Source organism: Pseudomonas sp. PICF141, assembly GCF_002286815.1.
GTDB lineage: Bacteria > Pseudomonadota > Gammaproteobacteria > Pseudomonadales > Pseudomonadaceae > Aquipseudomonas.
This window is the reverse complement of sequence record NZ_MUNM01000090.1, coordinates 97,199-121,461: the sequence shown is the minus strand read 5'-3', so window position 1 is coordinate 121,461 and position 24,263 is coordinate 97,199. Positions and strand designations below refer to the sequence as shown.

The 24,263-nt window shown below is 57.9% G+C and carries 26 protein-coding genes; 7 read left to right on the top strand and 19 right to left on the bottom strand.

From position 1 onward, the window contains the following. Positions 1-84: 84 nt before the first annotated feature. Positions 85-1,434, bottom strand: coding sequence for an ATP-dependent endonuclease (locus tag BZL43_RS27610; protein WP_095635219.1), 1,350 nt, complete (start codon positions 1,432-1,434; stop codon positions 85-87). After that, positions 1,434-2,387 (bottom strand): reverse transcriptase domain-containing protein, encoded by a 954-nt coding sequence (locus BZL43_RS27605; RefSeq protein ID WP_095635203.1) that lies wholly within the window; start codon positions 2,385-2,387, stop codon positions 1,434-1,436. The genes BZL43_RS27610 and BZL43_RS27605 overlap by 1 nt, the downstream gene beginning before the upstream one ends. A 906-nt stretch (positions 2,388-3,293) precedes the next feature. Between BZL43_RS27605 and BZL43_RS27600 the strand changes: the two genes are divergently transcribed. After that, on the top strand, positions 3,294-3,596 hold the full coding sequence (locus BZL43_RS27600; protein WP_030129028.1) for a hypothetical protein: 303 nt from the start codon (positions 3,294-3,296) through the stop codon (positions 3,594-3,596). A 91-nt stretch (positions 3,597-3,687) separates the two neighbouring features. Here BZL43_RS27600 and BZL43_RS27595 read toward each other — a convergent pair whose 3' ends face one another. The 8 genes from BZL43_RS27595 to BZL43_RS27560 form a co-directional block, all read right to left on the bottom strand. Further along, positions 3,688-4,557, bottom strand: coding sequence for an oxaloacetate decarboxylase (locus BZL43_RS27595; protein ID WP_095635202.1), 870 nt, complete (start codon positions 4,555-4,557; stop codon positions 3,688-3,690). A 363-nt stretch (positions 4,558-4,920) separates the two neighbouring features. Then, the gene (gene astA / locus BZL43_RS27590) at positions 4,921-5,955 is read right to left on the bottom strand and encodes an arginine N-succinyltransferase (RefSeq protein ID WP_095635201.1); all 1,035 of its coding nucleotides are present in this window, start codon (positions 5,953-5,955) and stop codon (positions 4,921-4,923) included. A 61-nt stretch (positions 5,956-6,016) separates the two neighbouring features. Continuing rightward, positions 6,017-7,048 carry an arginine N-succinyltransferase gene (locus tag BZL43_RS27585; RefSeq protein WP_095635200.1) on the bottom strand — a complete coding sequence of 344 codons (1,032 nt, stop codon included), beginning with the start codon at positions 7,046-7,048 and terminating at the stop codon, positions 6,017-6,019. A gap of 119 nt (positions 7,049-7,167) precedes the next feature. After that, positions 7,168-8,529: an APC family permease gene (locus BZL43_RS27580; protein ID WP_095635199.1), complete on the bottom strand. Its 1,362-nt coding sequence runs from the start codon at positions 8,527-8,529 to the stop codon at positions 7,168-7,170. Between the two features lie 57 nt (positions 8,530-8,586). Then, a complete protein-coding gene (locus BZL43_RS27575; protein ID WP_095635198.1) occupies positions 8,587-9,339 on the bottom strand; it encodes an N-formylglutamate amidohydrolase in 753 nt (250 codons plus the stop codon). After that, the gene (locus BZL43_RS27570; protein ID WP_095635197.1) at positions 9,323-10,654 is read right to left on the bottom strand and encodes a glutamine synthetase family protein; all 1,332 of its coding nucleotides are present in this window, start codon (positions 10,652-10,654) and stop codon (positions 9,323-9,325) included. Before BZL43_RS27570 ends, BZL43_RS27575 begins: the two co-directional genes overlap by 17 nt. Then, positions 10,651-11,295: an isochorismatase family cysteine hydrolase gene (locus BZL43_RS27565; protein WP_095635196.1), complete on the bottom strand. Its 645-nt coding sequence runs from the start codon at positions 11,293-11,295 to the stop codon at positions 10,651-10,653. The genes BZL43_RS27570 and BZL43_RS27565 overlap by 4 nt, the downstream gene beginning before the upstream one ends. A 2-nt stretch (positions 11,296-11,297) precedes the next feature. Continuing rightward, on the bottom strand, positions 11,298-12,152 hold the full coding sequence (locus tag BZL43_RS27560) for a MurR/RpiR family transcriptional regulator (protein ID WP_095635195.1): 855 nt from the start codon (positions 12,150-12,152) through the stop codon (positions 11,298-11,300). A 502-nt stretch (positions 12,153-12,654) separates the two neighbouring features. On the opposite strand from BZL43_RS27560, the gene BZL43_RS27550 reads away from it, so the two are divergent. Then, entirely contained in the window at positions 12,655-13,227 is a 573-nt protein-coding gene (locus BZL43_RS27550) for a histidine phosphatase family protein (RefSeq protein WP_168185153.1), read from the top strand. Continuing rightward, positions 13,227-13,982 carry a precorrin-6A synthase (deacetylating) gene (gene cobF / locus BZL43_RS27545; RefSeq protein ID WP_095635218.1) on the top strand — a complete coding sequence of 252 codons (756 nt, stop codon included), beginning with the start codon at positions 13,227-13,229 and terminating at the stop codon, positions 13,980-13,982. The genes BZL43_RS27550 and cobF overlap by 1 nt, the downstream gene beginning before the upstream one ends. A gap of 114 nt (positions 13,983-14,096) precedes the next feature. Here the strand turns inward: cobF and ftrA are convergent, their stop codons facing one another. Further along, the gene (gene ftrA, locus BZL43_RS27540) at positions 14,097-15,071 is read right to left on the bottom strand and encodes a transcriptional regulator FtrA (RefSeq protein WP_095635193.1); all 975 of its coding nucleotides are present in this window, start codon (positions 15,069-15,071) and stop codon (positions 14,097-14,099) included. A 101-nt stretch (positions 15,072-15,172) separates the two neighbouring features. Between ftrA and BZL43_RS27535 the strand changes: the two genes are divergently transcribed. The 3 genes from BZL43_RS27535 (at position 15,173) to BZL43_RS27525 (ending at position 17,757) form a co-directional block, all read left to right on the top strand. Next, positions 15,173-15,607 carry a rhodanese-like domain-containing protein gene (locus tag BZL43_RS27535; protein WP_095635192.1) on the top strand — a complete coding sequence of 145 codons (435 nt, stop codon included), beginning with the start codon at positions 15,173-15,175 and terminating at the stop codon, positions 15,605-15,607. Between the two features lie 466 nt (positions 15,608-16,073). After that, entirely contained in the window at positions 16,074-16,853 is a 780-nt protein-coding gene (locus BZL43_RS27530) for an ABC transporter substrate-binding protein (RefSeq protein WP_095635191.1), read from the top strand. A 187-nt stretch (positions 16,854-17,040) separates the two neighbouring features. Continuing rightward, on the top strand, positions 17,041-17,757 hold the full coding sequence (locus BZL43_RS27525; protein WP_095635190.1) for an alpha/beta hydrolase: 717 nt from the start codon (positions 17,041-17,043) through the stop codon (positions 17,755-17,757). 11 nt (positions 17,758-17,768) lie between these two features. On the opposite strand, the gene BZL43_RS27520 is transcribed toward BZL43_RS27525, so the two are convergent. From BZL43_RS27520 to BZL43_RS27500, 5 genes are all read right to left on the bottom strand, one after another. Beyond that, entirely contained in the window at positions 17,769-18,356 is a 588-nt protein-coding gene (locus BZL43_RS27520; protein ID WP_095635189.1) for a hypothetical protein, read from the bottom strand. A gap of 137 nt (positions 18,357-18,493) precedes the next feature. Next, positions 18,494-18,700 (bottom strand): hypothetical protein, encoded by a 207-nt coding sequence (locus tag BZL43_RS27515; RefSeq protein ID WP_256582930.1) that lies wholly within the window; start codon positions 18,698-18,700, stop codon positions 18,494-18,496. Positions 18,701-18,727: 27 nt separating this feature from the next. After that, positions 18,728-19,513 (bottom strand): DMT family transporter, encoded by a 786-nt coding sequence (locus BZL43_RS27510; RefSeq protein WP_371916231.1) that lies wholly within the window; start codon positions 19,511-19,513, stop codon positions 18,728-18,730. A 111-nt stretch (positions 19,514-19,624) separates the two neighbouring features. Beyond that, positions 19,625-19,834, bottom strand: coding sequence for a hypothetical protein (locus tag BZL43_RS27505; protein WP_143517905.1), 210 nt, complete (start codon positions 19,832-19,834; stop codon positions 19,625-19,627). Further along, positions 19,831-20,727: a LysR family transcriptional regulator gene (locus tag BZL43_RS27500; protein ID WP_095635188.1), complete on the bottom strand. Its 897-nt coding sequence runs from the start codon at positions 20,725-20,727 to the stop codon at positions 19,831-19,833. Before BZL43_RS27500 ends, BZL43_RS27505 begins: the two co-directional genes overlap by 4 nt. A gap of 110 nt (positions 20,728-20,837) precedes the next feature. On the opposite strand from BZL43_RS27500, the gene BZL43_RS27495 reads away from it, so the two are divergent. After that, positions 20,838-21,440 (top strand): NADPH-dependent F420 reductase, encoded by a 603-nt coding sequence (locus BZL43_RS27495; protein WP_095635187.1) that lies wholly within the window; start codon positions 20,838-20,840, stop codon positions 21,438-21,440. A 173-nt stretch (positions 21,441-21,613) separates the two neighbouring features. On the opposite strand, the gene BZL43_RS27490 is transcribed toward BZL43_RS27495, so the two are convergent. The 3 genes from BZL43_RS27490 to BZL43_RS27480 are packed head-to-tail and all read right to left on the bottom strand — an operon-like array spanning position 21,614 to position 24,207. After that, positions 21,614-22,795: an acetyl-CoA C-acetyltransferase gene (locus BZL43_RS27490; RefSeq protein ID WP_095635186.1), complete on the bottom strand. Its 1,182-nt coding sequence runs from the start codon at positions 22,793-22,795 to the stop codon at positions 21,614-21,616. Between the two features lie 11 nt (positions 22,796-22,806). Then, a complete protein-coding gene (locus BZL43_RS27485; RefSeq protein ID WP_095635185.1) occupies positions 22,807-23,472 on the bottom strand; it encodes a CoA transferase subunit B in 666 nt (221 codons plus the stop codon). A gap of 36 nt (positions 23,473-23,508) precedes the next feature. Continuing rightward, positions 23,509-24,207, bottom strand: a complete 699-nt coding sequence (locus tag BZL43_RS27480) for a CoA transferase subunit A (RefSeq protein ID WP_007896014.1) — start codon at positions 24,205-24,207, stop codon at positions 23,509-23,511. Between the last annotated feature and the right edge of the window lie 56 nt (positions 24,208-24,263).

The following is a 24,263-nucleotide window of genomic DNA, read 5'->3' as shown; positions in this document are numbered from 1 at the left end:
TTAGTATGATTAGACTCGAGTGGTTCTTGCTTGAGTCTGATCACTTATGAAAAATAAAATCGGCTTGGGGCGTTGTAGGTTTATTTAGTTTGGCCTTTGGGCTAGAAATTTAGAAATAATCTCGATAAGTCTAATAATTCCTTGTTCAGTCTCTTTGCAAAGGTATTCGAATATTTCAATGTCTGTGATCAGTTGTTTATCTATAATCTCTTCGTAAAAAATCTTGTCTGGTTTCTTAGTGTTGAATTTCTCTGTGTGTACGAAGTCAGGTAGGAATTTTGCCAGCCTATGATCTGAGTAAATTCTTTTTTCTACACTCTCAAAAGGTAGAAAATGTGTGCCGGGACATTTTTTGTTGTACTTGAATATTTCTTGGTCGCCATCTAGTATTGATATCACATTATCTGGTTGTGAGAGGAATTTTTCTTTGCTGTTTAATTTTAAGAGAGTTGTGACGTTTGAGCCTCCTCCAATAGAAATAATTTTATATCGAGAGAAGTTTGTGGGGCAGTACTTGGTGATGATGAATTTCAGGAAATTTTTTAACATTTCATCTTCGGTGAGAATGTATTTGTCCCATCCTGTAAATCCGAACATTATACTTTTTATATAGTTGTATGATGCTGGTATAACATCTCCATTTCCATCTGTGTTGGTCATGTAGAATAGTTCTGAGTCTTTAAGGGTTCTCATGATTGCAAGGGAGTGAGTAGTGCAGAAAATATTGACTCGATATGCATCGCAGAATGTACGTAGTCTTCTGATTAGGTGAGCTTGTGCGGCCGCATCTAAGGAGATGTCTATCTCGTCGATTACTATGAGTTTGCATCGATTTGTTATCTTTCTATATAGGCTGATTAAGAAAAACTCTCCAGAGCTTAGATGGTCTTCTCTTACGTATCTGTCTCCATCAAGAGGAATGCAGTAATATTTTACATTTTTTACTTTTATCTCGACTAGGTTTTCAAATTTATTGCTGGAGTAAATGTCACTAAGGAATTCGATTAATTCGGCAGGACGAGTGTGTTGGCCAAGGATAATAGCCGTTCTTATGTCTTTGTCTGCAGTGCTGATGCTTTGGAAATGATTAAAGCGTTGTCCAAATGGCATCGGAAGTTCAACATCGATAGTGTTTTTGATATTGTCAGGGATGGCGGATTTGCAGTTAAGACTGTTGATTGATCTGTCGTAACTGAATACGAACTCATCAGTTCCAAGTTTGTATACAACTTCGCTGTCGGTTTTGAAAATGCCAGAGGACGTCGTTTTGGAGAGTGTGTCAGCTGAGCGAAAATTAAGAATGGATTTTATAAGTGTTGTTTTGCCTACGCCATTCTTGCCTACAAGACAAGTAAGCTTGTTTTGGTTCAAATCCAAGCTGAATGTCATGTTTTTTACATGCTGTATATTTTTTAGCTCGACTGATAGCAGCATCATAGCTTGTCCGATTTATGAAGGAACATATCAACTATGGTGGCGCCATATTTTTTTCTTAGTTTGTCGAGATAGTCCTGATCAACGGTGTTGAAGTAATTCAGTTGTCCTGAAATTTTTTCTATAGCGTTATCGAAGTCTGGTCCTGTTATCGCGGTAAATTTTTCTTTGTTTGTAAGGTAGTAATGTAGTTTGACTTCGGTGTCTTTTTTGAATTTTATATCTATTGAGACTTTTCCATTGGGTAAAATTACCATTCCCAATAATTTTATTTTGTTTCCGGTCTGAGTGTGCTTGCTTTTTGTTGTGTTGATTGAAAGCTTGTTGTCGGTGTGCTTGGATAAACACTGGGCGACATATTTTTCCGCTTCAAGTAGTGGCGTTTTATCTAAGGATGAAATAATTATGTCATCCGAATATCTGGAGAATGTCAGCGAGTTGTCAAGGCAGTATTTTTGTAGTTTGTTGTCGAAGTTGAATAGGCATGCATTACTTAGTGGTGGAGATGTGGAAAATCCGACCGGTACGGAACCGTTGACGGTCAGTGTTTTTACGATATTTGTAATGTGGTTGTCTATGTCGGAGATGGGGCAGCGATCAGCGCTGTTAATTATTGTTGATGTGACTAGGTCAGCGTCAATGCTGTTGAAGAAATTGGTAATGTCTGTTTGAAAAAAATATTTGCTGTGTGCATGTTTTGATACGGCGTCCACAGCATTGACGCCCTTCCTGTACGAAAATACAATTTCTTTGTTTGTCTGTAGATACTCCAGCAGAAAAAGATTTAAAAAAGAGTGAAAGGTTTTTAGTTTTTTGTTTGGTATGTGGAGTTCTCTGTCGTTATAGTTTTTTGTTTCGTAAAGCGTGCTGATATCGCCAGTGTCAAGTTCGGGAAATTCGAATTTTCCTTGGTACATGGCATCCAATAAGTCTTTTAGAGATCTTTTTTTCATTGATTAAGCTCAAGCCGGTATCGCGACAGAGACACGATTTTTACAAAATATGCCGTAAAGCAGAGCGAGATACAATGCTTTCCATAAAAGTTAAATAAACTTTTCTGATGTCGGTCGGGTGGAAGCGTTGAGAGATTAAGGTGTAGGAAGTATCTGACAGTCCGCTTCGTACAGCTTGCCCAATCAGCTGCTTTTTTTCGGAAGCGAGATTAATGGATAGGCGTTGAGTTTTTTGAAGTGATTCTGGCAGGAGGAGCAGATGGCGAAGTGGTTTTTTGCAGGTGCAGACGATTTTTCAAATCAGAGAAAGCGACAGACATAGCACGCTTATGTTTGGAAATTGAGGTGTATCAGAAGACGGCATGAGGGCGGGGAGAGCAGCGAAAATCAAGAAGATATTTACTATTTATGTGCCTCTTTAGCCTTTTGCTAGAGAGGCACATAAACGTAAAGCGGAGACTAGACACCTGTAGAGGCCAGATTTGGCGACTGGAGATACTCCTAGTCACTGGCATAGGCCGACTCTAAATCAAGCCCCCTCAGAAAACAAGGATCTAGGCTGAGCGGTAGTCAAGCGAGATGTTGAGATCGCTCGACAGGAATCCCACGCAGGGCGTGGAATGACCACTACGCGGCGCACAACTTTCCAAGACGTTTCCTACAACGTACCCTATTGCCGCGTTTCAGCATCGACCCCTATAGTTCGGGCTCGCGGAAAAGACCGCGAACGACCTTGGCCGGTCGATTATCTGAAAAGCAACAGCGCCAAACGTGTTATGGCAGCTGTGCGCGGGACACCTTCGGGTGTGCCGGGTCTTTCAGGTACCGGTCGGCCAACCCGCTCACGGCTGCCACCTTACTTTCGCTTGGCCGCGAACGGTGGTAGCTCAACCTGGAGTTATACCTATGTTCGACCAAGTCATGCCCCGTTACCTCCCCATCGACACCTACGACGCCGAAAATCCGGTGCTCTTCATCAACACCCACAAAGAACTCAGCGATATGGCCGCCTGTGCCGCGCATCGCTTCACCGTGGTTCGCGATCTGACGGACACCTTGTCCAGCCTGAACCTCAAAGATATTTCCGACTGTGATCTGACCCGTATTACCCGTGCGGTGCATCTGCTGATGCGCGAGGGTTGCGCGATGCTGGATGTGATTCAGGCGCGGGCGTTGCAGCGTGAGGAGGGGTTCAAGACCCCAGTGTAGAAAATAGCAAAAGATCGCAGCCTCCGGCAGCTCTACAGGGTGTACGTTATCCCAATGTAGCAACTGCCGCAGACTGCGATCTTGTTGGCCATTACTCTTTAACGCTCATAAACTCTTCCGCCCAACGAATGTATTCCTCAGGCTGGGTGTAGGTATGCGTCAGTTCCGTCGCGCTCAGATCCGATGCCTGGGTGAAGATTTGGCGTTGTTCGCGCAGGCTGTCATAAGTCGCCTTGATCGCAGCGAAGTAGGCGCCATGACCGTCGATGGTGACGCGCACACCCAGTTCGGCCAGGCGATTGTCGTCGCGCAGCAGCGGGTTGCCATAGGTGACAAGCATCAACGGCACGCTCAACTGCTCGGCGATCTGTTCGAGATGATCGAAGTCCCGCACGCCCACCATGCAAATCCCGTCCGCCCCCGCCTGTTGGTATTGCTGGGTGCGACTGATGATTTCCTGAACCGGCAGGATTCCGGCATTGGTTCGCGCAATGATCGCCATTTCCGGGTCGACCCGGGCTTCCAGAGCCGCGCGGATTTTGCCGACGCCTTCCGCGACCCCGATCAGATCAGTGGATTTGCGGCCGAATTGTGCGGGCAGCAAGGTGTCTTCAATGGTCAGGGCGGCCACGCCGGCGCGTTCGAGTTCGACGATGGTGCGCATGACGTTGAGCGCGTTGCCATAGCCGTGGTCAGCGTCGGCGATGACCGGCAATTGGGCCACGCGGCCGATACGGGTAGCCTGCTCGGCGAACTCGCTCAGGGAAATCAATGCAAAATCGGGGGCGCCCAGCACCTGCAGCGACGCGACCGAACCGCCGAGAATCCCCACTTCAAAACCGAGGTCAGCGGCAATGCGCGCCGACATCGGGTCGAAGACCGAGGCGGTGTGATAGCAGGCGTTGGAAGCGAACAGTTGGCGGATGTTACGGCGCAAATCTTGATGTGACAGCCTGGACATATGAGTTCCACCATACAAAGGAATGGAAGGGCTTGAGCAAAAGTGTCAACGCCGAAAGAACAAAAGGCTATCACGAGAGCGAATCAAGAATGATGACGAATTTGCCGACCACTGGAGACAAGATCAAAAGATCGCAGCCAGCGGCAGATCCTGCAGCGTGCATACATCCGGATTGAAACGAATCCTGGCCTCGACGCGATCCCTTGTAGCAGCCGCCGAAGGCTGCGTTCGAGTGCGAACCGCTCGCCATCTGATCGAAAGTCATGCAGAAGAAGTTTTAATGGCGATCAGTCCGGGAAACCGAGCTGGCAGGTTTTACGACTGCTACGCAGCCGAACGCAGGCTTCGCCAGCTTCTACCCGATCACGCCGCCACTGCCCGCTGCTGTTTGTCATGCAGCGGCACGGCACGCACCGAATTGCCGGGTTGCAATTGCAGGCGTTTGGCGGTGAGCCGGTCGACGATCAGGCTGTTGCCTACCAGCCGCGCCTGGGCGGTGGTGATGCGGCAGTTTTCCAGACGGCGATTGTGAATCAGCCACACCGGCGCCTGGTCGTCGGGCGTGCCGATGGCCAGCTCCAATCGTTGGCTGTCCCGCACCGTGCGGATTCTCGATACCGGGGCTTCGACTACCGGGCCGGCGTCGAAGATGTCGATGTATCCCTTATGGGCAAAACCCTCGGCGGTGAGGATCTTCAACGCAGGTTCGGTGTTCGGGTGCGGCTTGCCAATCACCGCCTGGGCCTCTTCAGTGAGCAGGCAAGTGTAGAGTGGCTGGCGCGGCATCAGTTCGGCGATGAGTGCTTTGCTGCCCAGCCCCGACAAGTGATCGGCATGGCTGAAATCCATCTTGAAAAAGTGCCGGCCCAGGCTGTCCCAGAATGGAGAGCAACCTTGTTCGTCAGCGCTGCCGCGCAGTTCGGCGATAAGCTTGTCGCCGAACAGGTGCGGAAATTCGGCGACGAACAGCAGGCGCCCCAGCGAAAGCAGTCGACCATTACTGCCGTGACGTTGATCGTGGCGCAGAAACAGCGAACAGATTTCCGATTGGCCGGTCATTTCGTTGTTCAGGAACAACGTGGGGATCTGGCGCGCAATGCCCAGGTCCGGCGATGAACTGACTGTCAGGCCGACCCGGTAGTTGTACCAGGGCTCGCGCAGGCCGACGGCGCCTGTCAGGGCGCTGACGCCGACCACTTGTTGATCGTCGTCTTCAAGCACGAACAGGTAATCGGCGTCCGCGCGTTCCACCTGTTCGGCAAAGGTGCGCTGGGCCCAGCGCACACGATGGGCCAGGCGCTCTTCACTGGCCGGCAGGGTGGTGAAGCCGGGGCCGGCCCGTTGCACCAGACTAAGCAGGGCGGGCAGGTCGGTGACTTTAACCGGGCGGACAATCATGGTGCAGCTCCTTCTTCGCGCCTGTTCCGGCGTTGTCGTTGGGCACGGGGCCGGTGGCGGCTCACAGGGCGATCAACCGGATAGCACTGGTGTCGGTCACCTTCAGGGCCGCGCACATCTCGGCGTTCAAGGCCACGGGTTGCCCGGCGCGATAGTCCAGCACGGCAACGATGGCGCGGTAGTCCTTCAACGAATCGTTGCTCACCAGATAGTTGCTCATCGGGGAACTACCGCGCGCATCGATGGCCGAGCCAGGATGCACCGTGCCGGTCTGGCTCTGGGCAATGGAGCGGATGTTCGAGGTGCGTGCGTACAACGTCGGGCCAGCGTCGAACAGGTCGATGTAGCTGTTGGTCTCGAAGCCTTCGCGTTCAAGAATGTCGAAGGCCTCTTGACCGTCAGGATGAATCCGGCCGATACAGGCCTGTGCCGCCGCCGGCAGCATAGGTACATAGATCGGGTACTGCGGCATCAGTTCGGCGAGAAACGTCCGGCTCTGCAAACCACACAGACGCTCGGCCTCGACGTACGGCAAGTCGAAGAAATGCTTGCCCAGCGCATCCCAGAACGGTGACTGGCCCTGTTCGTCGCTGTAACCAACGATTTCGGTGATCACCGCTTCGGCAAAACGCGTCTTGTGGGCAGCAATGAATAGCAAACGCGCCCGGGACAACAATTCGGAAAACCGCGTGCGTTCCCATGCCGCGTCGATATGAAAACCCCGCAGCAAGGTGTGACCGCTGAGGTCGTGGCACAACGACAGCGCCGGCACCCCGTGCTCGATGTTCAGTTCCCGTGAGGCGCTGGTGAAATGGCGATTGCGCAAACTGTAGAACGGCTCGTTGAACCCCGCAGTGGCGAGGATTTCCGAGCAGCCGACCAGATGGCCGGTCGCGAGATCTTCCAGCACGAAGAAATAATTCTCCGGGCCTGGCACCTGAACGGCTTTGCCGAACGAAGCGCAGGAGTCGAGAATCTTCTCGCGCAGGCGTTCGGTATCGTCCGGCAAGGATGTAACCCCCACCAGGCTGTCGCGCGCCAGTTGCTGCAACTGGGGCAGGTCGGTTAACTCCACTGGGCGTAAGACCAGCATGGATGTACTCCTGTATCAAAGGGTTCGGCGATTTGCACCGAACCTGACTATCACTGTCGGTTTCCACGCGTTAAATCGGCAGTCGCCTGATTTAATGTCAGACGCTGCTCTTTTTCTTGTCAGCCATTGCTTGGGTCGATGCTCGGATCAGGCAGCGCCGTGCTGGCACCCAGTTTGTTGAGGAAGAACAGATACACCAGCCCCAAGGCAATCCAGATCAGGCCGAGCTTTTGTGCGTCGACGCCCATGTTGTACATGATGGCCGCGACGATGCTGAAGCCTATCACCGGGCAGATCAGGTGACGGATCACCTGGCCGGACTGCTGCCGACGCCAGTAATAGTTGATGACGGTCAGGTGCAGCAACATGAAACCGCTCAGGGCGCCGAAGTTCACCAGGGAGGTGAGGATGTCCACCGAGTTGATGAACAGGTAGCAGATCACCAACGACAGCACCGCCACCAGATAGATGCTCATGTACGGGGTATTGTGTTTCGGGTGCACCTTGGCCAGCACTTTCGGCAGTTTGCCGTCCCGGGCCATGCCGAACAGCAGGCGCGAAACCGCCGCTTGCGAGGTGATCGCGACGGCTACGCCCCAGGCCAGGGCGGTGGCCACGGCGGTCAGGGTGGCCAGCCAGCTGCCGGCGGCGATTTCAGCGATTTCATAGAACGCAGTGTCGGCGCTCTTGAAGCCCAGGCCGGCGGCCAGATCGGTGGCAATCCAGGTTTGCACGACAAAGATCACGCCCATGACCAGCAATGTGATCAGCGCAGCCTTGCCGACGCTACGGCCCGGGTCGCCCTTGATCTCTTCGGCGAGGGTGGAAATCGCATCGAAACCGAGGAACGACAGCACGGCAATCGACACCGCTTGCATCAACAAGGCGAAGTTGAAGGTCTCGGGGTTGTACAGCGGCGCCAGGGTCAGTTGACCGTTACCGCCGCCGCTGTGCAGGGCATTCCAGGCGTAGAACAGGAAGATTCCCAGCACCGCCAGTTGCGCCAATAGAAAGACGATGTTCATTCGTGCGGTGAAGGTAATGCCCCGCAGGTTGACGAATGTCGCGCTGACCAGAAAGGCCAGGATGAAGCCGACTTTCGGGATATCCGGGTACAGATGATTCAGCGCCATCGCTGCGTAGACGTAGAGCAGCGGCGGAATCAGCAAATAATCGAGCAGCATCAACCAACCGGCGATAAAGCCGACATGCGGGTTGAGGCCGCGTTGTGCGTAGGAATACACCGAGCCCGCAACCGGAAAGGCCCGGGCCATGCTGCCGTAACTGAGGGCAGTGAACAGCATCGCCACCATGCCGATGATGTAGGCCAGCGGTACCATCCCCGGGGCTTCGGCGTTGACGTAACCATAGACGCCGAACGGGGCGATGGGAATCATGAAGATCATCCCGTACACCACCAGGTCCGTCAGCGACAGGCTACGTTTCAACTCTTGCTTGTAGCCGAATTCTTCTATTTCCATGAAGCCCTTCTCCTTGATTTGCAAGCAGCGGCACGCTGCGAGTGTGAAGCTGTTGTTCTACAGCAGCGGCGCCAGGTAGTCGGTCCAGCGGCCGATGTTTTCCGGTGTGCGCAGCAGGTCGTTGCGCACCTCGATCAACACCGACTCAAGCCCTCGTGCATCGCCGTGAAACGGCACGGTCATGTCGCTCAGCGGATCGACTTTGTACGGCTGATTACCCGCCACTTTCAAGGGATGCCGACGCAACCCGTCGATCACTCGCTGGGCGTACTGCTCGGCCTGTCCATACAACACGCCGACTTCCAGCACGCGTGGCTGGCCGTGATATATCGGCGTGAAACTGTGAATCCCCACCACGCGAACCGGTCGACCTTGCGCCACACGGGCGTCGATCAAGGTTTGCAGGCGTGCATGAAACGGCGTGAACAGGCAGTGCCGGCGATACTCGCGGGTGGCCTCGTCCAGAACCCGATTGCCCGGCACCTGATAAATCTCGCTCTGCACAGGAATGCTGTCCGGCGCATGGCGCGGGCGATTGAGGTCAATCAACAGCCGTGAATAGTTGGCCGCCAACAGGGTAGCGCCCAGTGCTTCGGACAAGCCCTCGGCCAGCGCCAGGGCGCCGATGTCCCAGGCGATGTGTTCGCGGGCGGCTTCATGGCTCAAGCCCAGGTCATTCAACCCGGCGGGGATAAAACGACTGGCGTGTTCACACACCAGGATCAGCGGATGCTCGGAGGCTTCCCGGCTCAGGGTGTACGCAGGCTGGGTATAGAGCCCCAGCTCGGCAGACTCAGTACAGGCGCGCATAGTGCTCACACAGATCGGCGGACGAGAGCTGTTCCGTCAGCTTCAGTTCCTCGGTTTTAAGGGCGAACCAGGTGTCCAGCAAGGCGCTCGGCAGGGCTTCTATCAGCGCCTCGCTGTTGCGCAGGCATTCCAGGGCCTGGGCCAGGGACGCGGGCAGGGCGACGATGCCGCGAGCCTGGCGTTGCTCTTCGTTCAGCGAATCGGGGACTTCATCGGTGATCGCATTCAGGGCCAGGCGCTGCTCGATGCCCAGACGCCCGGCGATCAGCAACACGGCCATGGCCAGATGCGGCGAGGCGGTGGCGTCCATGGCGCGAAATTCCAGGTTGTACTGCGCCGCCACGGGTTTGCCGCCCAGGCTCACGGTCGGGCAAATTCGCAGCGCCGCTTCGCGGTTGCGTTGGCCGAGGCAGGCGTAGGAAGCGCTCCAGTGATGGGGCTGCAAGCGTTCGTAGGAAACCGGTGTCGGCGCGGTAAAGGCGCAGAGCGCCGGCAAATAATGCAGAACGCCGGCGGCCCAATGCTGGCCGAGGGTCGACAGACCGTTGCGGGTGTCGGCGTCGTACATCACCGGGTGGCCGGCCAGATCCTGCAAGCTCACGTGCAAGTGCACGCCATTGCACACCGCCCGGGCAGAGGTCTTGGGCGCGAAGCTCAGGTCCAGGCCCATTTGCCGGGCGATTTCACGGGTGATCTCACGCACGTTCACCGCGCGGTCGGCGGCGGCGACGCCGAGGGCGGGGCGGCAGGTGATTTCATATTGGTGCTTGCCATATTCCGGCAGGAACATCTCCGGTTCCACACCGCCGGCACGCAGTGCACTGAGCAACCAGCCGCCGAACTCGGCGCCCTGGCGCTGAGCCTCAAGAGAGAACGCCAAAGGCTCAGCCGCGCCGCTGCCGAGGTTGAATTCATGTTCGAACGCGGCGTTGATCTGCAATCCCAATTCGCCGCGATAACGCTCTACCTCGTTGCGCAGCAGTGTGCGCGGGCAGGCGCCCCACAGGCGGCCATCGGTTTCGCGAATGTCGCCGTGAATGAAGTCCAGCGCCGGGGCATTGGCATCCGGGCCGTTGTTCACGGTCACGCGGCTGCTCATGTCGGGGATCAGCCGCAAGTCGCCATAAGCGCCCCATGGATTGCTGGAGGCAATGATGTCTTGCGGGGTCAGGGCGCTGTTGGCCGGCACCCAGCCGCAGCCCGCCACTTGATAGGCCTCGAGTTCGTCCGTGGGAAAGGAACGGCCGCGGGTCACGCCGATCAGGTCGGTGGTGACGATGGTGGTCATGGGTAATGGCGACAGGCGTTCGCTCATGGCTGCATCTCCTGCAAACGACCGAGCACGGTCTGGGTGTCGGTGATCCAGCAGTAGCCTTTGATGGCGTTCAGGCAGGCGTGATGCCGTTGTTCGGTGTAGGTAGCGCAGGCATCTTCGACCAGCGTCACCAAGTAACCACGGTCGGCGGCATCGCGCACGGCCATGTCGACGCATTGGTCGGTGACGATGCCGGCGATGATCAGGTGTCGGGTTCCCAGGTTGCGCAGCACATAGTCGATGTTGGTGGAGTTGAAGACCCCGGAAGAAGTCTTGGGCAGCACGATTTCGTTTTCGATCGGCGTCAGATCATCGATGATTCGCGCTTGCGGGCTGCCCTTGGGCAGGTGCATGTCCGAGAGCTTGTGGTCCAGCGAACGGTCGCGACCATCGGCGGTGAGGCTTTCGATGAGCGTATGCAGCACGTTTTGTCGCGCATTGCGAAAAGCACTGAGCAACCGGCGTTGATTGGGCACCACTTGCACACGGGCTCGGGTCAGAAAATAGTCGGCTTCCGGCTGATTGAGATGCGGGTCGAACTGCGGCTCGAGCCAGGCACGCTGCATGTCCACCAGCAATAGCGCGGTGTGGTCAGCGGCAAAGGGCAAATCCCGGGGCGAGTGGTGGGGGAGCGTGAACATCCTTATTTATCCTCCAGCAGGTGAGTGTCGAAGTCGGTCCGCAGGGCATCGATGCCTTCCAGGCGATCGGCCAGATCGGGGCTGCGCAGGGACAGGCAGGCCACCAGTGCTTCAACCTGGGCCAGCGCCGGAACCATCGAGTCGAAGGCCGACGTCGATTCCACCGGTGCACTGATGATCAGGTCGGCCATTTCTCGCAGCGGTGATGCATAGATATCGGTGAATAGCACGACCCGCGCATGTCGACTCTTTGCCGCATTGGCAACCCGCAGGGCCTGGGCCTGGTAGCGGCGGTAATCGAACACCAGCACCATGTCCTGACGCTGCACGTCGAACAGCCGGTCCGGCAATTGCGCGTTGTCTTCCAGGGCAAAACAGCCGGGCCGCAACAGACGCAGGTGGTTGAGCAAATAGTGGGCGAGGAAGCTGCTGAAGCGGCCGCCAAAGCAATGGATCTGATGGCGGGTGTCGAGCAGCCATTCGATGAGAATTCGTACATCTTCGGGTTGGGTCAGCGCCTGGGTCTCGACCAATGCCCGATGGGTGTTCGCCAGATAATGGCCCCAAGGGTCATCTTTATTGAGATGGGCGCGGGGTTGCAACAGGGTACTGGGGGAGCGCAGGCGGTCATCCATGTCGCGGAGCAAGGCGTCCTGAAAGTCGGCGTAACCGCTGAAGCCAAGCTTCTTCACCAGCCGCACGATGGTCGGGTCGCTGACACCGGCATGTTCGGCCAGACGTGACATCGGACCCAGTCCGTTGCGCGGGTACTGATCCAGCAAAGCACGTACGACTTTGCGTTCCGATGGCGTAAGTTCCAGGCAGGGATCGGTGATCAGGTCTCTGAGAGGGGGCATCCGGGCTCCTGCTGGATGAGTGTGTCGGTTTCGTTTCAGAAATTGCTAAAACAGTATTTATGTAGCGTGTGCTACATGTCTAGTGAATTTTCGCGAGGATTTTCCAATCCCAGGAATCGGGCGAACCCCCGTGCGCCGGGGGCTACGCGGATGTCGACTGAGTTTGTAGGACATCGCTCATGGATGTGTGAGATATCGCCATTTTTTTGGGAAATTGGAGACTGTAGGAGCTGTCGAGCCTGCGAGGCTGCGATCGGCTGCGCAGCAGTCGTAAAACCAGAACTCGCGGTGTGTGTCAGGCAGAACGCGTCAGCCGGATTCACGACTGCTGCGCAGCCGATCGCAGCCTCGCAGGCTCGACAGCTCCTACAGGGCCGAACGCAGCCGCGCGAGTTCGGCAGCTGCTACGAGGAATGCGTTCAGAGTGTGCTTCTTGGGGCACAATGACGCGATTATTCGCGGCGTCGTGCCGTTTTCCATCCTATCGACAGAGTGATCTTCCGTGCAGGCGACCCGCTTGACCCTGATGTGCCACGCTCGAACCGTCGCACAAAAATTGGCGCGTTTTCCTACGAATGAGCCGTTGGAAATGGATTGGCATTCGGCGCAGGGTTCGCGTTGCCACCAGTTCAAGGGCCCCCTCCGTTTACTCTGTGGCCCAGAACTGCGGACCCGACAAACCGCTGAACTGTTTGGCCACGATGTGGCAATGGTTGCGGCACTGGCGGAGTGCGATTTCGGACGCTGGAAAGGCCTGTCAATCGACGACCTGCAAACAACTGAACCGGAGGCACTCCAGGTCTGGCTCAGTGACCCGACCTCGGCACCCCACGGTGGAGAATCGGTGGCGCAACTCGGTGAGCGGGTGGCTGCGTGGTTGAATAGCCTTGAAGCGACGCCGGGGCATGTCGTTGCCATCACCCATCCTTTTGTCATTCGCGCCGCCCTGATGCAAGTGGTGCAGGGCGCGGCGTTCAACCAGATCGACGTCGAGCCGTTGTCGGCCATCGAGTTGCGGTTCAACGGTCGCTGGCGGTTACGTTTGATGGGTACGCAACCTGAGGGAACATGCTGATGAAAAAACTTCTGGTCATTGGTGTCGGCGCCGGCCATCCCGACTACATCACCATGCAGGCGGTGAAGGCGCTGAACCGCGTCGATGTGTTTTTCCTCATGGACAAGGGTTCAAGCAAGGACCAACTGATCGAGCTGCGCCGCGAGCTCTGTGAGCGCTACATCACCGATCGCGATTACCGCTTCGTTGAAGCTCACAGCCCTGAGCGGGAGCGCGGGGATGTGGACTACAAGGCCAGCGTCGAAGACCTGAACCGCGCCAAGCAGCAGACCTTCGAGCGGCTGATCAACGAGGAAATGACCGACGACCAATGCGCTGGTTTTCTGGTGTGGGGCGATCCTGCGTTGTACGACAGCACCATACGGATTCTGCAGGCGATTCTGGCGTCGGGCCGGTGTGTGTTCGAGTTCGAAGTCATCCCCGGTATCACCAGCGTGCAAGCGTTGGCGGCGCAACATAAAGTGCCGCTGAACCGCATCGGTCGCTCGATTGAAATCACCACCGGCCGGCGATTGGCGGCGGGGCAGGTGAGTGACGCCGATAGCCTGGTGGTGATGCTGGATGCGCAAGATGCCTACCATCAGGTGGCCGATCAGGAGACGGAGATTTACTGGGGGGCTTACCTGGGGACGCCGGATGAGATTTTGATCAGTGGCAAGCTCAAGGATGTCGCGGATGAGATCGAGCGAGTGCGCAAGGCGGCGCGCCTGGCACAGGGGTGGATTATGGATACGTATCTGTTGCGCAAGCCTTGAGATAAGGGGTGTCTGGGGTGACGCCTTCGCGGGCAAGCCTCGCTCCTACAGTGGATCTGTGGCAAGACTCCTGTAGGAGCGAGGCTTGCCCGCGAAGAGGCCCTGAATAACACCTCAACAAATCGCCTTTACCTCACGCCCAAACCGCTCCCGATACACCGACGGCGGCACGCCGACCACGCTGCGAAACGCCACCCGGAAACTCTCCACCGAACGATAACCGCAGTGCTGGGCAATCTGCTCGGTGTTCTGGCGGGTGCTCTCCAGCAACTCGCGGGCACGGGCCAGGCGCTCATGTTGCAACCAGGTCTTGGGCGACAGGCCGCTGGCTTCGGTGAACCGCCGCAGGAATGTGCGTTCACTCATGGCCGCTTCGCTGGCCAGGTCGCGAACTTCCAGCGGTTGGTGCAGACGTTCCCGCGCCCATTGCATGACTCGCGACAGATCGCTGCGCGGCGTCGGGCTGACCGGTGATGGAATGAACTGCGCCTGACCGCCGGTGCGTTGCGGCGACATCACCAGGCGTCGCGCCACTGAGTTGGCCACCTGCGTGCCAAAATCCCGCGCGACCAGGTGCAGGCAGGCATCGATGCCCGCGGCACTGCCAGCCGAGGTGATCAATTGGCCTGAATCCACATAGAGCACGTCCGGGTCCACCTGAATGTCCGGATAACGCTCGGCCAGTTCCCTGGCATAGCGCCAATGTGTCGTGGCGCCGTGGCCGTCCAGCAAACCGGTGGCCGCCAGCACGAATACTCCCGAACAGATCGACAGCAATCGGGCGCCCCGGGCATGGGCCTGGCGCAGGGCGGAGAGCAAAGGTTCAGGCACCGCTGCGCTGCGATCGCGCCAGCCGGGGATGATGATAGTTCGCGCCTGTTCCAGCAGTTCCATCCCGCCGTCGGCCAGCACCTGAATGCCGCCCATGGCCCGCATCGGCCCCTGGTCGACGGCAACAATTCGATGCTCATACCAGGGGAAATCGAACTCCGGTCGCGCCAAGCCGAAGATCTCCACGGCAATACCGAATTCGAAAGTGCAGAGGCCGTCATAGGCCAGAATCGCGACCAATCCAGGGGTGGGTTGCATTTGGCGGAAAATTCCCGGTGAGTGTCTTGTGCGCCACTGTAGCGGCAAGCGCGGGGCAGATAAAGTCTTCCCACACCCATCAAGACTTTGGAGTACAGCCCATGCGCAGCCTGGTTCGCGAAATTCCCGCCGCCCCCTCCGCCATCGCCCTGATGCACTTCAGTAACCGCCTGACCTTCGAGACCGATTGTTCCGACGTCTACGGCAGCCAACAGGCCGGCGAGGTGGATTTTGTCCTGGTCGACGTGCGTGGACCGTTGGCGTTCGAACGCGGACATGTGCCAGGCGCGATCAACATCCCCGGGCGGCTGATCACGGCTGACGTCCTGGCGGCTTATTCGACATCCACGCTGTTCGTGGTCTATTGCGCAGGGCCCCACTGCAACGGCGCCAACAAAGCCGCGGTGAAACTGGCGGCACTGGGTTACCCGGTCAAGGAAATGATCGGCGGGGTAACGGGGTGGCTGGATGAAGGGTTTGCATTGAGTGTTTCGGTTGCACGCACCGCAACGGCGGTCATTGGTTGCGAATGCTGACATTCAGACACAGGTGATCAACTGTGGCGGGGGGCTTGTCGGAACGCCGCATCGCCCCGTTGGGTCGCGAAGCGGCCCCAAACCCTGCCACCTGATTTTGTCGGATACACCGCATTAACCGGTTTACGACTGCTTCGCAGCCGAACGGAGGCAAGCCCCCTCGCCACAAAAATCCATCCAATTCCAATTTCGGCTCCGCTTCCGGCCACGTCGGCCCGGCATTGGATTCATAAGGCCCGCCCCAGGTCTTGTCTGAAACAAAGGATTGTCCTACAGCCCATGCACCACCGTGGCGCACGCTTCAAGTACCTTGAAACCCTCGGCTGTTTTTCTATAAGTATTTGTCGCCTAAACACAATTTGCCCTTCTGAAGCCACTCTAGACTGCCCGCCACTTCGATTTTCATCTACCGAAAGTTGCCAATCGAAAGCTGCCAATAAAAAACCTCCATACACAGGAGTTATAAATGAAGAAGCGAGTGATGTTCGGTGCCCTGGCACTGTCGATGTTGTCCCTGACCGCCGTGGCCGATGACGCCAAGCCGATCCGCCTCGGTATCGAAGCCGGCTACCCGCCGTTCTCGATGAAAACCCCGGACGGCAAACTCACCGGTTTCGACGTGGACATCGGCGATGCGTTGTGTGAGCAGATGAAGGTGAAGTGCACCTGGGTCGAGCAAGAATTCGATGGCCTGATCCCAGCCCTGAAGGTCAAGAAAATCGACGCAATCCTGTCGTCCATGACCATCACCGACGATCGCAAGAAAAACGTCGATTTCACCATCAAGTACTACCACACCCCGGCGCGCTTCGTGATGAAGGAAGGCACCGACGTCAAGGATCCGCTGACCGAGCTCAAAGGCAAGAAAGTCGGTGTGTTGCGCGCCAGCACCCACGACCGCTTCGCCACAGAAGTGCTGGTACCCGCCGGCATCAACCTGGTGCGTTATGGTTCCCAGCAGGAAGCCAACCTGGACATGGTCGCCGGTCGCCTCGACGCGATGCTGGCCGACTCGGTCAACCTGGACGAAGGTTTCCTGAAAACCGACGCCGGCAAAGGCTTTGCTTTCGTTGGCCCGACCTATGAAGACGCCAAGTACTTTGGCGGCGGTGCCGGCATCGCTGTGCGCAAGGGTGATAAAGAGCTGGCGGACAAATTCAACACCGCCATCACTGAAATCCGCGCCAACGGCAAGTACAAGCAAGTGCAGGACAAGTATTTCAATTTTGATGTTTACGGCCATTAATAGGCGGTAGAAAAAAGTGGCCACTGTTGACGCGATGGCCACTTTTTTTATGCTCGCACTATTGAGATGAGAAACCTGTGTGAGCGAGCCTGCTCGCGATGGCGGCTTCAGCAACACCTGAAATGCCCCAGCATGCTTCACAGTGTTAGGCTTTGCCCCGAATCCTGCGCGCTGTGAAGGAAGGTTTATGTTGAAGTTACTTGCTCTGCTCACGCTCCTGGCGTCCACCGCCGTCCACGCTCAAACCCCGCTGCACACCGATCTGCCGCTCAAGTACCTGGAGCAGGCCCACGCTGAATCCCGCAACCAGCCTCTGGTGATTTTCCTGCACGGTTACGGCAGTAACGAACAGGACCTGTTCGACCTCAAGGATCAATTGCCGCCGCAGTACAACTACCTGTCGGTGCGGGCACCGATGACGATGGAAGAGGGCAGTTACCAGTGGTTTCGCCAGAAGGGCGAGGGCGCCTATAACGGTGAGACGGACGACCTGAAGGCCAGCGGCCAAATGCTGCGGGATTTTGTCGCACAAGCGGCGAAGAAATATCACACCGATGCGGACAAGGTATTCCTGGTGGGTTTCAGCCAAGGCGCGATGATGTCCTACGAGGTCGCATTGCGTCATCCCGACGCGGTGGGTGGAATTGCGGCACTGAGCGGGCGAATTCTGCCGGTGCTCAAGTCCGAACTCAAACCGGATGAAAAACGCCAGCAACTGGCGATTTTCATTGGTCATGGCACCGCCGACACACTCCTGCCCTACAACGACGGTACTGAGGCCGACAGCCTGTTGCAGCGCCTGTCACTCAAACCCGAGTTTCATGCTTATCCGGGTGTCGGTCACAGCATCAGCGCCCCCGAGATGCAGGATTTGAGTGCTTGGTTGCAGCGCAAAAATCCCTGAATCGGTCGGGTTTATTTGCCGCTGACGATTTGTTTCACCAGCGTTTCGTGGCCGGTTTTGTCGTTGGGGCGCGAAATGATCTGAACGATGGCCATGCGCGTTCCGGAAGCGGCCATCAACGTGCTGTCCAGCGTCATGCCACCGCCCTGGGTGGCGGTGCTGTCGATCTGCCGAAGGCCCAGGCCCGTGCCTTTCTGAGTCAGGCTTTTTTCGCTGGTTTTGTTGAAATCCGGCAAGGCGTTGCGTTGCTCGGTGGCGAACGCGGACACGGTGTTGTCGAGGAATTCACCGTCGTTGTCCTTGACGTTAACGCCGCCGGGGATGGTGTTTTCCGCGGCGATCACCACGGTTTTGGTGGTCTGGTTGGTGTACATCGTACCCGTCGCCCCAGCAGTGCCGGTGGCCGCATCGCCGGCGGGTAGCGAGTTGGCGATGAAACCCTTGGGCAGGGTGAAGGTGAACTTGCCGCCGAGCATCGAGACCTTCTGGGCCGGCGCTTTGTCGCCGGCAGTGGCCTTGGCCGCCTGCGCATTCAAGGCACCCAGGCTGGTAGCCGCCATCAGCAGCAGAACAACGGTTTTTTTACTCAACAATGACATTCAAACTCTCCAGTGGATGATCCGCGCTTTGACGGCGATCATCCCATGGAGGTCAGGAAGCACTCCAGCGCGAATGTGCTGACTGGTTACGCAGTACTGGCGAATGAGTTGGTTGTGGCGAGGGGGCAAGCGCTCTCTCAAGCATCCACCGGCCACGTCCCACGCCGCACCATCTTCCTGACCCGATCGGCACCGTTGGCGCGCACCAGCAGTTCCATGCGGGCTTTTTCGATGTCTTCGGCGCTCCACTTCTCCGTGGCCATGGTGGCTTTTTCATGAGACCCGCCGTTGTCGTAGTGGCGGACTACGTATTGCTTTGTTCCTTCAGAGGCAATCAGGTCCATCTCCACAGCTCCTTTACAACATTGATGTCAGGCTTTGGGCTGACCTGTTCGTGAGGTTGCGATAACGGCGCCGACGATAATCAGCAGGGCGGGAATAATCAGGAACGGGCTGGCATGGCTTTGCCCGATGGCCACCAACAGCAGGGTCGAGATCAGTGGCGCGAGGTACGACAGTGCGCCGAGCATCGACAGGCTGCCGTGTTTGGTCGCATGATCCCAGGCAAAAAACGCCAGCCCCACTGGCCCCAGGCCGAGGCCGACGATGGCCGCCCATTGGCCGGAGTCGGGGGTGACCGAGGTCTCAAACGTCAGATGACAGACCAGACCTGCCACCGCGACCAGGCCGCAGATGCCGCCGATGATGCTGCTTGGCACTTCGTTGAAGCACCGGTTGATGACCGAGTAGGACGACCAGACCAACGCGCAGGCGAATGCGGCCAGGTAGCCGGCCACCGGCATGTCGGCGACTTCCGCCGAAGCACGCTGCTGCATGATGAATGCGGTCCCGGCCAGCCCCAGCAGCGCACCGAGCAGTTGGCGTTTGCGTAGCTGTTCACCGGCGGTGAAGGCCGAGAGCAGCACAATCAGCAGCGGCCACAAGTAGGCGATCAGGCTGGCCTCGGCGGCTGGAGCGGCTTTGAGGGCGAAAAAATACAGCGCGTGGTAGGCGAAGATCCCGAGAAAACCGACCGCCCACACCGACCAGGGCTGGTTCCAGCTGCGAAATCCTGCCACACCGCGTCGCCCGAGCTCGACCTGACCCGAATACGAACGCAGGGCCAGTGAAACCGATGGGCTATCGTTGCTGCTCAATACGCCTCTCCGTTGGCTGAAGTTCGCATCATGCCTGAGTCACCGAACTCTGTGCCACCCTCGCAATCGTTCAAGAAAAACGGCCTCTTCATGGGGAAAGGACGGGACGCATCATGCCGTAATGCCTGCGGTGTGCTGGGAAAACACCGCCATCACACTGCCCAGCACCGGGAATACCGCGAGCAACCCGCTCCAGCGTTCGCCGACGGTGCTGGCCAGCAACGTCACAGCCAATGTGAGCAGGGCGCCGGCCAGCATGCGCAGCAGCAGTTTGTCGGACTTCGGCGTCGCTGCCGAAGGCTGCGATCTTTTGATCTTCATCCCCGCCCAAACGCCTCGACCAGATAATCGATAAACACCCGGGTCTTGGCCGGCATCAAACTGCGGCTTGGGTAATACAACGAGATCGGCCCCGCGTCGGCATGCCAGCCTGGCAGCAAGCGCACCAGTTCGCCACGCTGAATATTGGCGGCGACATCGGGCAACACCAGCAGCGTCACTCCGAGGCCGAGCAGGGCCGCTTCGCGCATGGCGGCCGGGTCATTGAGCACGATGTTGTCACTCAGCTCGGCACTTGCTTCATTGCCCGCGCCATCGCGCATGACCCAGTGACGCAGTCGCCCGGTGCGCACGCCACGCATCACAATCCCGTTGTAACGAGCCAGGTCCGCCGGGTTGTCGGGCGGCGTGCGCCCGGCCATGTAGGCCGGGGAAGCCACTGCCACCACATGCGCCGCCGCCAACGTCCGCGAGACGACTCCGGGCGTCAGTTCGAAACCACCACCGATGGCTGCGTCATAACCTTCGGCGATCAGGTCCACCTGGCGATTTTCGAAATGCCATTCGGGACGAATCAGCGGGTAGCGCGCCAGAAATGCCGGCAACAACGGCAATACATGACCAATGCCGAACGTTGGCGCCAGGCTGACTTTGAGCACGCCCGCCGGCTCCCCGCGATCACTGGACACCGAACTGATCGCTGCCTGCAACGCTTGCAGATTACCGCTGATACTTGCCAGAAAACGCTCCCCGGCTTCGGTCAGCGACAACTTGCGGGTCGATCGCTGGAATAGCCGCACACCGATGTTGCGTTCGAGCATCGCCACGTTGCGGCTGACGGCGGCGGGTGTCAGTGCCAGCAGCCGCGCGGCGGCGGAGAAGCTGCCGGTTTCGGCGCTGCGCACGAAAGATTCGAGGTTGGCGAGGGTTTCCATTCCGGGCACCTGCTATTAATGCTTGAAGATGATTCAAGCTATTACCCTCTAATCAAGTCGTAATGACAAGCGCAGTATTCACTCCATCAACCCACCACGGAGTGAACACCATGAGCACAATCGGAATCATCGGCGCTGGCGCCATCGGTAAAGCCTTCGCCAAAGCACTGTCCCGTCAGGGCATTGAAGTCGTCATCGCCAACAGCCGCGGCCCGCAAACCCTGGCCGCGCTGGTAGAAGAACTCGGGCCGACAGCGCGGGCCGGCACCCGTGAAGAAGCGGCCGCGCAGCCGATCGTTCTGGTCGCGGTGAATTGGTCGAAGTTACCGACGGCACTGGCCGGGCTGCCAGATTTTGACGGGCGAATTGTGATCGATGCGAACAATTCGATCGAGGCGCCATCGTTCAAAGCGGTGGATTTGCAGGGCCGTCCGTCCAGCGAAGTGTTTGCCGAATGGGTGCCCGGTGCGCGGGTCGTCAAGGCATTCAATCACCTGCAGGCGCATCTGCTTGAGAGCGACCCGAAAGCGGAGGGCGGTCGGCGGGTGCTTTTTCTCTCAGGTGACGATGCCGAGGCCAAGGCACAAGTGGCTGCATTGATCGAGCGGTTGGGGTTCTTCGGGATTGATCTGGGCGAGCTGAGTGTCGGAGCGCGGCTGGTGCAGTTTCCGGGCGGACCGTTGCCAGTCTTGAACCTGGTGAAATTCGCCTGAGGATCAGAGTTTGTGGCGAGGGGGGTTGCCCCCGTTGGGCGGCGTAGCAACCCCAAAATCTTGGATGCACCAAAGATTTTGTGAGTGCTACGCACTCAAACGGGGGCAAGCCCCCTCGCCACAGGTATCGTTTTTCAAGTCTCATCATACAAGCGGGCTTGCTCGCGAAGCTTTTAAGCTCGTTCGATCGCCAACGCCACGCCCTGACCACCACCGATGCACAGGGTGGCGAGGCCTTTTTTGGCATCGCGCTTGATCATTTCATGCAACAACGTCACCAGCACCCGGCAACCCGAGGCACCGATCGGGTGGCCCAGGGCAATGGCGCCGCCATTCACGTTGACTTTGTTCAAGTCCCATTCCAGGTCCTTGGCCACGGCCAGAGATTGCGCGGCGAAGGCTTCGTTGGCTTCGACCAGGTCCAGTTGATCGATGGACCAGCCGGCCTTATCCAGGCAACGGCGAGTGGCCGACACCGGGCCGATGCCCATGATCGCCGGGTCGACGCCCGCGTTGGCATAAGCGGCGATTTTCGCCAGCACGGGCAGGCCGAGGGCCTTGGCTTTCTCGGCGCTCATCAGAATCACTGCAGCAGCGCCGTCGTTCAGCGAAGAAGCGTTGCCGGCAGTCACCGAACCGTCCTTCTTGAAGGCCGCTTTCAGTTTGCCCAGGGAATCGGCGGTGGTGCCGGCCCGAGGCTGTTCATCGGTGGCGAAGGCCAGCGGATCGCCCTTGCGCTGCGGGATCAGGATCGGTGTGATCTCATCGGCAAACCGCCCGGCTTCGATGGCGGCCACGGCTTTTTGCTGGGAGGCGGCAGCGAAGGCGTCCTGCTGTTCACGGGTCAGGCTGTATTTTTCCGCCAGATTCTCGGCGGTGATGCCCATGTGGTAATCGTTGAACGCATCCCACAAACCGTCGCTGATCATCGTGTCGACGATCTGCGCGTGACCCATGCGCAAACCGGTGCGGGCGCCCGGCATGACGTAATTGGCCAGGCTCATGTTTTCCTGGCCGCCGGCGATGATCACTTCGGCATCGCCGCAGCGAATCGCCTGCGCCGCCAGATGCAACGCTTTGAGGCCCGAGCCGCAGACCTTGTTCAGGGTCATGGCCGGCACGGCGAAAGGCAGGCCGGCCTTGATCGCGGCCTGACGCGCCGGGTTCTGGCCGGCACCGGCGGTCAGCACCTGGCCCATGATCACTTCATCGACCTGCGCCGGGTCCAGCCCGGTCTGCACCAGCAACTGGCGGATCACCGCAGCGCCAAGATCGACGGCAGACACATTCGCCAGCGAACCCTGGAAGCTGCCGATGGCAGTGCGAGTGGCGGCAACGATTACGACTTCTTGCATGGAAAAATTCCTCACTGGGCAACGAACTGCATTTCCGGGACGTGGTCAGGCACGATCAGTTTACCAGCGGTCTTGGCGACGATTTCCTCGACGCTGACGCCCGGCGCGCGCTCCTTGAGAATGAACGCACCGTTCTTGATTTCCAGGTAGGCCAGGTCGGTCAATACGCGTTTGATGCAACCGGCGCCGGTCAGCGGCAGGCTGCAACGCGACAGCAGTTTCGACTCGCCGTCCTTGGAGGCGTGGGTCATGGTGACGATGATGTTGTCCGCACCGGCCACCAGGTCCATTGCGCCGCCCATGCCCTTGACCAGTTTGCCAGGGATCATCCACGAGGCGATGTTGCCTTCGACGTCCACTTCAAACGCACCCAGCACGGTCAGGTCGATGTGGCCGCCGCGAATCATCGCGAAGGATTCGGCGGACGAGAAAATCGACGCGCCGATGCGCGCGGTCACGGTTTGTTTGCCGGCGTTGATCATGTCGGCGTCGACTTCGGCGTCGGTCGGAAAGGCGCCCATGCCGAGCAGGCCGTTTTCCGATTGCAGCATGACTTCCATGCCTTCCGGGATGTAGTTGGCGACCAGGGTCGGGATACCGATGCCGAGGTTCACGTAGTAGCCGTCCTGCATTTCGCGGGCGACGCGTTGAGCCATTTGTTCGCGGGAAAGTGCCATTGTTGTTATTCCTTCATTCGGTCCGGGGGCAGGGGATCACTTACGCACGGTGCGCTGTTCGATGCGCTTCTCGAACGTGCCGCAAATGACCCGGTCGACGTAGATGCCTGGGGTGTGAATCTGCGACGGGTCCAGCTCGCCGGGTTCGACGATTTCTTCGACTTCGACCACGGTGATCTTGCCGGCGGTGGCGGCCAGCGGGTTGAAGTTCTGGGCGGTGTGGCGATAGACCACGTTACCGAAATGGTCGGCTTTCCAGCCTTTGACGATGGCAAAGTCACCGGTGATGGACTCTTCCATCAGGTATTGGCGGCCCTTGAATTCACGCACTTCCTTGCCGTCGGCCACCGGAGTGCCGACGCCGGTGGCGGTGAAGAACGCCGGGATGCCGGCACCGCCTGCGCGCATTTTCTCGGCGAGGGTGCCTTGAGGAGTCAGGACGACTTCGATTTCGCCGCTCAGCAGCTGTTTCTCGAACAGCGCGTTTTCGCCGACGTAAGAGGCCACCACCTTGCGGATCTGCCGGTCTACCAGCAATACGCCGAGGCCGAAACCGTCGACGCCGCAGTTGTTGGAGACCACGGTGAGATCGCGTGTGCCACGGTGCTGGATCTCGGCGATGAGGTTTTCCGGAATCCCGCACAGGCCGAAGCCGCCAGAAATCACAGTCATGCCGTCTTCAAGACCTGCCATCGCTTCCTCGTAGGAATACACGCGCTTGTCGAACCCTGCCATATGCACCTCTTTTATTCTTTGTGGGCGGCTGGCTAGCCGGATGGGGAAGGAGTGTC

Coding starts and splice junctions, on each gene's coding strand:
- BZL43_RS27610 (WP_095635219.1), bottom strand. CDS start 1,434: ATGCTGCTATCAGTCGAGCTAAAAAATATACAGCATGTAAAAAACATG.
- BZL43_RS27605 (WP_095635203.1), bottom strand. CDS start 2,387: ATGAAAAAAAGATCTCTAAAAGACTTATTGGATGCCATGTACCAAGGA.
- BZL43_RS27600 (WP_030129028.1), top strand. CDS start 3,294: ATGTTCGACCAAGTCATGCCCCGTTACCTCCCCATCGACACCTACGAC.
- BZL43_RS27595 (WP_095635202.1), bottom strand. CDS start 4,557: ATGTCCAGGCTGTCACATCAAGATTTGCGCCGTAACATCCGCCAACTG.
- astA (WP_095635201.1), bottom strand. CDS start 5,955: ATGATTGTCCGCCCGGTTAAAGTCACCGACCTGCCCGCCCTGCTTAGT.
- BZL43_RS27585 (WP_095635200.1), bottom strand. CDS start 7,048: ATGCTGGTCTTACGCCCAGTGGAGTTAACCGACCTGCCCCAGTTGCAG.
- BZL43_RS27580 (WP_095635199.1), bottom strand. CDS start 8,529: ATGGAAATAGAAGAATTCGGCTACAAGCAAGAGTTGAAACGTAGCCTG.
- BZL43_RS27575 (WP_095635198.1), bottom strand. CDS start 9,339: ATGCGCGCCTGTACTGAGTCTGCCGAGCTGGGGCTCTATACCCAGCCT.
- BZL43_RS27570 (WP_095635197.1), bottom strand. CDS start 10,654: ATGAGCGAACGCCTGTCGCCATTACCCATGACCACCATCGTCACCACC.
- BZL43_RS27565 (WP_095635196.1), bottom strand. CDS start 11,295: ATGTTCACGCTCCCCCACCACTCGCCCCGGGATTTGCCCTTTGCCGCT.
- BZL43_RS27560 (WP_095635195.1), bottom strand. CDS start 12,152: ATGCCCCCTCTCAGAGACCTGATCACCGATCCCTGCCTGGAACTTACG.
- cobF (WP_095635218.1), top strand. CDS start 13,227: ATGAAAAAACTTCTGGTCATTGGTGTCGGCGCCGGCCATCCCGACTAC.
- ftrA (WP_095635193.1), bottom strand. CDS start 15,071: ATGCAACCCACCCCTGGATTGGTCGCGATTCTGGCCTATGACGGCCTC.
- BZL43_RS27535 (WP_095635192.1), top strand. CDS start 15,173: ATGCGCAGCCTGGTTCGCGAAATTCCCGCCGCCCCCTCCGCCATCGCC.
- BZL43_RS27530 (WP_095635191.1), top strand. CDS start 16,074: ATGAAGAAGCGAGTGATGTTCGGTGCCCTGGCACTGTCGATGTTGTCC.
- BZL43_RS27525 (WP_095635190.1), top strand. CDS start 17,041: ATGTTGAAGTTACTTGCTCTGCTCACGCTCCTGGCGTCCACCGCCGTC.
- BZL43_RS27520 (WP_095635189.1), bottom strand. CDS start 18,356: ATGTCATTGTTGAGTAAAAAAACCGTTGTTCTGCTGCTGATGGCGGCT.
- BZL43_RS27515 (WP_256582930.1), bottom strand. CDS start 18,700: ATGGACCTGATTGCCTCTGAAGGAACAAAGCAATACGTAGTCCGCCAC.
- BZL43_RS27505 (WP_143517905.1), bottom strand. CDS start 19,834: ATGAAGATCAAAAGATCGCAGCCTTCGGCAGCGACGCCGAAGTCCGAC.
- BZL43_RS27500 (WP_095635188.1), bottom strand. CDS start 20,727: ATGGAAACCCTCGCCAACCTCGAATCTTTCGTGCGCAGCGCCGAAACC.
- BZL43_RS27495 (WP_095635187.1), top strand. CDS start 20,838: ATGAGCACAATCGGAATCATCGGCGCTGGCGCCATCGGTAAAGCCTTC.
- BZL43_RS27490 (WP_095635186.1), bottom strand. CDS start 22,795: ATGCAAGAAGTCGTAATCGTTGCCGCCACTCGCACTGCCATCGGCAGC.
- BZL43_RS27485 (WP_095635185.1), bottom strand. CDS start 23,472: ATGGCACTTTCCCGCGAACAAATGGCTCAACGCGTCGCCCGCGAAATG.
- BZL43_RS27480 (WP_007896014.1), bottom strand. CDS start 24,207: ATGGCAGGGTTCGACAAGCGCGTGTATTCCTACGAGGAAGCGATGGCA.